Annotated in this window: 7 protein-coding genes; 1 reads left to right on the forward strand and 6 read right to left on the reverse strand. The window is 64.9% G+C overall.

Translation table 11 applies throughout. The features are described from left to right. Positions 1-80: 80 nt before the first annotated feature. Positions 81-2,009: a molecular chaperone DnaK gene (dnaK, locus tag EPD80_RS05735; protein ID WP_142810138.1), complete on the reverse strand. Its 1,929-nt coding sequence runs from the start codon at positions 2,007-2,009 to the stop codon at positions 81-83. A 59-nt stretch (positions 2,010-2,068) separates the two neighbouring features. Continuing rightward, entirely contained in the window at positions 2,069-2,674 is a 606-nt protein-coding gene (grpE, locus tag EPD80_RS05740) for a nucleotide exchange factor GrpE (protein WP_142810140.1), read from the reverse strand. Between the two features lie 136 nt (positions 2,675-2,810). Here grpE and EPD80_RS05745 point away from each other — a divergent pair, with 136 nt between their 5' ends. Continuing rightward, positions 2,811-3,734 (forward strand): AEC family transporter, encoded by a 924-nt coding sequence (locus EPD80_RS05745; RefSeq protein WP_221928869.1) that lies wholly within the window; start codon positions 2,811-2,813, stop codon positions 3,732-3,734. A gap of 1 nt (position 3,735) precedes the next feature. On the opposite strand, the gene proB is transcribed toward EPD80_RS05745, so the two are convergent. The 4 genes from proB to rplU all read right to left on the reverse strand — a co-directional run bounded on the left by proB (position 3,736) and on the right by rplU (position 6,637). Then, positions 3,736-4,869, reverse strand: a complete 1,134-nt coding sequence (gene proB / locus EPD80_RS05750) for a glutamate 5-kinase (protein WP_142810143.1) — start codon at positions 4,867-4,869, stop codon at positions 3,736-3,738. Further along, positions 4,856-5,944 (reverse strand): Obg family GTPase CgtA, encoded by a 1,089-nt coding sequence (cgtA, locus tag EPD80_RS05755; RefSeq protein ID WP_142810145.1) that lies wholly within the window; start codon positions 5,942-5,944, stop codon positions 4,856-4,858. Before cgtA ends, proB begins: the two co-directional genes overlap by 14 nt. Positions 5,945-6,037: 93 nt before the next feature. Further along, entirely contained in the window at positions 6,038-6,301 is a 264-nt protein-coding gene (gene rpmA, locus EPD80_RS05760; protein WP_142810149.1) for a 50S ribosomal protein L27, read from the reverse strand. A 24-nt stretch (positions 6,302-6,325) separates the two neighbouring features. After that, complete coding sequence (gene rplU, locus EPD80_RS05765) at positions 6,326-6,637, reverse strand: 50S ribosomal protein L21 (protein ID WP_028874848.1); 312 nt, start codon at positions 6,635-6,637, stop codon at positions 6,326-6,328. Positions 6,638-6,842: the final 205 nt, after the last annotated feature.

Raw genomic sequence — 6,842 nt, forward strand, 5'->3', positions numbered from 1 at the left:
GTGTGGGGTCATGACGCAGCCGAGCCCGGGCCGGGAGTGTCCGGCGCGGGCTCGGCTTTCAGGGTGCGGGGCAGGGCCGATCAGTGTTTCTTGTCGTCCTTGACCTCGGTGAACTCGGCGTCGACCACGTCGCTGTCGCCGGCGCGTTGTCCCGCGGACGTTCCCGCACCACCGGGCGCAGCACCTGCTTCACCAGCACCATAGAGATGCTGGGACATCTCGGCGCTCGCCTGCCCGAGCTTGCGCATCGCGGCCTCGATTTTACCCTTGTCGTCGGATTTCATCGCCTCTTCGGCTTCCTTGAGGGCTGCTTCGATTTTTTCCTTGTCGTCGGCCTTCACCTTGTCGCCGAGCTCTTCGAGGCTCTTGCGCACCGAGTGGATGAGTGCATCGCACTGGTTGCGCGCCTCGATCAGCTCGCGCATGCGGCGGTCTTCCTCGGCGTGCGCTTCGGCGTCGCGGATCATCTGCTGGATCTGCTCTTCGGTGAGACCGGAGTTCGCCTTGATGGTGATCTTGTTCTCCTTGCCGGTGGCCTTGTCGCGGGCCGACACGTGCAGGATGCCGTTGGCGTCGATGTCGAAGGTGACTTCGATCTGCGGCACGCCGCGCGGCGCAGGCGGAATCCCCTCGAGGTTGAATTCCCCGAGCAGCTTGTTGTCGCGCGCCAGTTCCCGCTCGCCCTGGAAGACGCGGATGGTGACGGCCGTTTGATTGTCCTCGGCCGTGGAGAAGATCTGCGTCGCCTTGGTCGGGATGGTGGTGTTCTTCGGGATGAGCTTGGTCATCACCCCGCCGAGCGTCTCGATGCCCAGCGACAGCGGCGTGACGTCCAGCAGCAGCACGTCCTTGACTTCGCCTTGCAGAACGCCGGCCTGGATGGCGGCGCCGATGGCGACGGCTTCGTCGGGGTTGACGTCGCGCCGCGGCTCCTTGCCGAAGAATTCCTTGACCTTTTGTTGCACCTTGGGCATGCGAGTCTGGCCGCCGACGAGGATGACGTCGTCGATGTCCGAGACCTTGAGCCCGGCGTCCTTGAGGGCGATGCGGCAGGGTTCGAGCGTCTTTTCGATGAGGTCGTCGACGAGCGCTTCGAACTTCGCCCGGGTGATCTTCATGGCGAGGTGTTTGGGGCCGCTCGCATCGGCCGTGATGTAGGGGAGGTTCACCTCGGTCTGCTGGCTCGAGGAGAGCTCGATCTTGGCCTTTTCGGCGGCTTCCTTGAGCCGCTGCATGGCCAGCGGGTCTTTCTTGAGGTCGACGCCCTGTTCTTTCTTGAACTCGTCGACGATGTAGTCCATCAGCCGGTTGTCGAAGTCTTCGCCACCGAGGAAGGTGTCGCCGTTGGTGGAGAGTACTTCGAACTGGTGCTCGCCGTCGACTTCGGCGATCTCGATGATGGAGATGTCGAAGGTACCGCCGCCGAGGTCATAGACGGCGATCTTGGAGTCGCCCGGCTTCTTGTCCATGCCGTAGGCGAGCGCCGCGGCGGTGGGTTCGTTGATGATGCGCTTGACGTCGAGCCCGGCGATGCGGCCGGCGTCCTTGGTGGCCTGGCGTTGGGCGTCGTTGAAGTAGGCGGGCACCGTGATGACCGCTTCGGTCACTTCCTCGCCGAGGTAGTCTTCGGCGGTCTTCTTCATCTTGCGCAGGATTTCGGCCGAGACCTGCTGCGGCGAGATCTTCTTGCCGCGCACTTCGACCCAGGCGTCGCCATTGTCGGCGCGCACGATCTTGTAGGGCATCAGTTTGATGTCCTTCTGCACTTCCGGGTCGTCGAACTTGCGGCCGATGAGGCGCTTGACGGCGTAAATGGTGTTGGCGGCGTTGGTGATGGCCTGGCGCTTGGCCGGAGCACCCACCAGGATCTCGCCGTCTTCGAGATAGGCGACCACCGAGGGGGTGGTGCGTGCGCCCTCGGAGTTCTCGATCACCTTCGGCTTGCCGTTTTCCATCACGGCCACGCAGCTATTGGTGGTGCCGAGGTCGATACCGATGATTTTTCCCATGATGCGTTCCTCTCGTTTGAATGCGGTTGGTGTTCAGATGGCGGCGAGGCGGCGGTTTTTCAAGAGGAGGCGTTGCCGTCGCCGCCTTCGGCGCTTGCCGCTTCGGACTTGGGCTTGGCGACCATGACGAGCGCCGGCCGCAGGACCCGGTCGTGCAGCAGGTAGCCTTTCTGCAGCACCTGCACGACGGTGTTGGGTTCGGCGTCGCTCTCGAGCATGCCCACCGCCTGATGCAGGTGGGGGTCGAATTTTTCGCCCTGCGGATCGATCTGGCGCACGTTGGCGCTCTCGAAGGCATTCTCGAGCTGGCGCAGGGTGAGCTCCACGCCCTGGCGCAGGGTTTCCAGCGTCTGGTTGGGCGTGCCGAGCGCGGCCTCGAGGCTGTCCTTGACCGGCAGCATGGAGGCGGCAAAGCGCTCGCTGGCGAACTTGCTCGCCTTGGCGATTTCTTCCTGGGCGCGGCGGCGGACGTTTTCCGCTTCGGCCTTGGCCCGCAGCCAGGCGTCGTGGTGTTCGGCGGCCTTCTGCTCGGCGATGCGCAGCATCTCTTCGAGGCTGGGCATCACTTCGGCATCCGCTTGGGGGTCGGACGTGGTGGGATTCTCCCGGGGGGTTTGTTCCCCGCCCTGCGGGGTGTCGTGCTTGGGTTTGGTTCCTTCGGTCATAACCTCATGCTCCGCCGATTCGTGATCGTGGAGTCATTATGGGGGTGGGTGGGGGGTAATTCAAGGGGCAGAGGTCGAAATCGTCCGATACGGATCCGTGCGAGCATGTCGTGCCCCGGGGGCGAGAGTCCGTACAATGACGTCTTTGGTCGACGAGGGATGCACGACGGTGGAGGGATTTTTGCTCGTTTTGCCGGATTTCACCTTGATCGTGTTGGGAGCGATCCTGGCGCGTTGGGTGATGGTGCAGCCGGAATTCTGGAGCGGTGTGGAACGCTTGGTGTATTACGTGCTCTTCCCGGCGATGCTCTTTCGCTCGCTGGCGAATGCGCCGACCTTGGGCGCTGGTGCGCTGGCCTTGCTCGGCGCGGCCGCAGTGACGGTACTGGCCGGCTTTGCGCTGGGTTGGATGATTCGCCGGGCGATCGATCCCAATCCGGTGCGCGCGGCCTCGCAGATCCAGTGCGCCTATCGCTTCAACACGTACATGGGAATGGCGCTCGCCGGACAATTGGCCGGGGCGAGCGGCTCGGCCCTCATGGGGGCGGTGTGTGGCACGATGGTGCCTTTGGTCAATGTCTTGGCCGTGGGGTCGATGAGCCGTGGGGGCGTGCGTGCCACTTTGCGCGCTTTGGGAACGAATCCGCTGGTGTTGGCGACGCTTGCTGGGGCAGCCTATCATCTCGCCGGGCTTCCCTTGCCGGCGGCCATGGATACCCTGCTCGGGCGCTTGGGGGCGGCGGCAGTGGCGATGGGGCTGATCGGCGTAGGAGCTGCGTTGCGGATCGATCGTTCGCTCTTGCGGCCCGCATCCTGGGGTATCGTGGCGATCAAGCTGCTGGCCTTGCCGGCCATCGCCTGGGGCATCGCCACGTGGTGGGGGATCGAGGGCTTGGCGCGCGAGATGCTGATTCTTTTCGCGGCACTTCCTTCGGCCAGCTCGGCCTACATCCTGGCGAGCCGCCTCGGGGGAGATGCGCCGGCGGTGGCGCGCCTCATCTCGCTCACCACGCTCGGTTCGGCGCTCACGCTGGGGGGGATTCTGAGCCTGTTGCGATGAATCAGCCGGTGAGCACGAAGTTGTCGCGGTGGATGAGCTCGGGCTCGGCCATATACCCCAGCCGCTCGGCGATCCGGCGCGAGGGCAGGCCGATGATGGCGCGGGCCTCGGCGGCGTCGTAGTTGATGAGACCGCGGCCAATCTCATGCCCTTCGGGGTCGAGGCAGGCGACGACGGCGCCGCGCACGAATTCTCCTTCTACCCGGGTCACGCCCACTGGCAGCAGGCTCTTGCCTTGGCGTAGCGCCCGGGCGGCGCCGGCGTCGACGTGCAGCGTGCCGGCGAGCTTGAGATGATCGGCGAGCCACTGCTTACGGGCAGCGAGTCGACTGCGTTCGGCGTAGAGGAGTGTGCCTAGCGCCTCGCCGTGGGCCAAACGCACGATCACTTCGGGCTCGCGCCCGGAGGCGATGACGGTGTGCGCCCCGCTCTTGGCGGCACGGGCGGCGGCGCGGATCTTGGTGATCATGCCGCCCTTGGCGATCGCGGAGCCGGCACCGCCGGCCATGGCGGCGTAGCGCGGATCTTCGGCGTTGCCCTCGCGCACGAGTTCGGCTTCGGGGTGGACGCGCGGATCGGCGGTGTAAAGCCCTTGCTGGTCGGTGAGGATGAAGAGGGCGTCGGCGTCGATGAGATTGGTCACCAAGGCCCCGAGCGTGTCGTTGTCGCCGAACTTGATCTCGTCGGTGACGATGGTGTCGTTCTCGTTGATGATGGGCACCACGCCCAGATCGAGCAGGGTTTTGAGGGTACTGCGGGCGTTGAGATAGCGCGTGCGATCGGCGAGATCGGCGTGCGTAAGGAGAATCTGGGCCGTATGGCGACCGTAGGGATGGAAGGCGTACTCGTAGGTATCGACCAATGCCGCTTGGCCGACGGCGGCGGCCGCTTGCAGCAGCGCCGTCTCTTTGGGGCGCTGCGTCCAGCCCAGGCGCTGCATGCCGGCGGCGATCGCTCCCGAGGAGACGAGGCACACGCGCCGTCCTTCGTCGAAGAGGCGGGCGATCTGGGCCGCCCAGCCGCGAATCGCCTCGTGATCCAGACCACGGCCGTCGGCGGTGACGAGGGCGCTGCCGACCTTGACGACGAGCAGCTTGGCGGCGGCGAGCGCCGCGCGGCGGTCAGGATTCGTCATGCTCGGCCTCGTCGAGGTCGTCCAAGGCATCTTCTTCCGGATCCTGGGGCGCGGGCGTTTCGGCTTTCATCGCATCGAGCGTTTCTTGGACCGCATAGACGAGCGCCTGGCAGCCTTCGCCGGTGGCCGCGCTGATGGCGAAGTGGCGCGACGCAGGGCCGTAGGCGTCGAGAAACGCGGCGATGCGGGCCTCGCGTTCGTCTTCCGGGATCAGGTCGATCTTGTTGAGCACGAGCCAGCGGGGTTTGGCTGCGAGCGCCTCGTCGTAGCGGCGCAGCTCTTCGACGAGCGCGTGCGCATCGTGCACCGGGTCGGCCTCCGGGTCGAGGGGGGCGAGGTCGATGAGATGCAGCAGCAGGCGCGTGCGCTGCAGGTGACGCAGGAATCGGTGACCGAGTCCGGCGCCTTCGCTCGCCCCTTCGATCAGGCCGGGGATGTCGGCGATGACGAAACTGTGGTTGACGTCGGTGCGGACCACGCCGAGGTTGGGGTGGAGCGTGGTGAAAGGATAGTCGGCCACTTTGGGCTTCGCGGCGGAGACGGCGCGGATGAAGGTGGATTTGCCCGCGTTGGGAAGCCCCAGCAGCCCCACGTCGGCGAGCACGCGCAGTTCGAGGCGCAACAGGCGGTGTTCGCCCGGCTCGCCGAGCGTACGCTGGCGCGGGGCGCGATTGGTGCTCGACTTGAAATGGAGGTTGCCCAGCCCGCCGCGGCCGCCTTTGGCGATGAGCGCCCGCTCGCCCGGCCGGGCGAGGTCGGCGAGGAGCTCGCCGGTCTCGTCGTCGAAAATCAGGGTGCCGACCGGCACGCGCAGCGTCATGTCCTCGCCGGAGGCGCCGTAGCAGTCGCTGCCGCGGCCGTTTTCGCCCCGCTTGGCGCGAAAGAGCCGAGTGTAGCGGTAGTCGATGAGGGTGTTGAGATTCTCGTCGGCCTCGAACCAGATGCTGCCGCCGCGTCCGCCGTCACCGCCGTCGGGCCCGCCCTTGGGGATGAATTTTTCCCGGCGAAACGAGGCGCAGCCGTCGCCTCCCTTGCCGGCAATGACTTCGATGCGGACTTCGTCGATGAATTTCATGAATCTTCCAAAGGGGGAAAGCCTCACCCGGTGCGCCGGACGAGGCTTTCCGCAAAATCACGAACTTTCTGGCCGCGGTAGCGGCGCAGTGAATCAGGCTTCGAGCGGCCGGACGGTGACGTAGCGGCGCTGCTTCGGGCCTTTGACGGTGAATTCGACGATACCGTCTTTCAGGGCGAAGAGCGTGTAGTCGCGCCCGACGCCGACGTTGTCGCCGGCGTGGAACTGGGTGCCGCGCTGACGCACGATGATGTTGCCGGCGATCACGAATTGGCCGCCGTAGCGCTTCACGCCGAGCCGTTTCGATTCGGAATCGCGGCCGTTACGGGAACTGCCGCCCGCTTTTTTGTGTGCCATGGTCGTTGTCCTCGCGCAAGGGGATCAGGCTTCGATCGCCTGAATGTGCAATTCGGTGTAATTCTGCCGGTGGCCTTGGTGCTTTTGGTAGTGCTTGCGGCGACGCATCTTGAAGATGCGCACTTTGGGGTGCCGGCCGTGGGCGACGACCGTGGCCTTCACGCGCGCACCTTCGAGCACGGGCGTGCCGATTTTCACCGAATCACCTTCACCGGCCATCAGGACCTGGTCCAGGGAAATTTCGGCGCCCACTTCAGCAGGTATCTGTTCTACTTTGATCTTTTCGCCGACGGTGACGCGATACTGCTTGCCGCCGGTTTTTATGACCGCGTACATGGCGCTGCTCCGAAAAAAAGAGTATGGAAGAACATGAAATTATAACGAGAGGTGGAGTCATGGTCAAGCAAAAGTCCGGTTGCGTTAGGTTGTGTACCATCCTTTCTGTAAATTCCGTTTAGCGCCTCTGGCAGGAAGCGCGCGGCGCTCGGTCTGACGCCATGACTTCGAGAAAGGAGTATGCCCATCATGGCGATGCGTGTCG

The organism is Tepidiphilus olei, assembly GCF_006980705.1.
In the GTDB taxonomy this organism is placed as follows: Bacteria; Pseudomonadota; Gammaproteobacteria; order Burkholderiales; family Rhodocyclaceae; genus Tepidiphilus; species Tepidiphilus olei.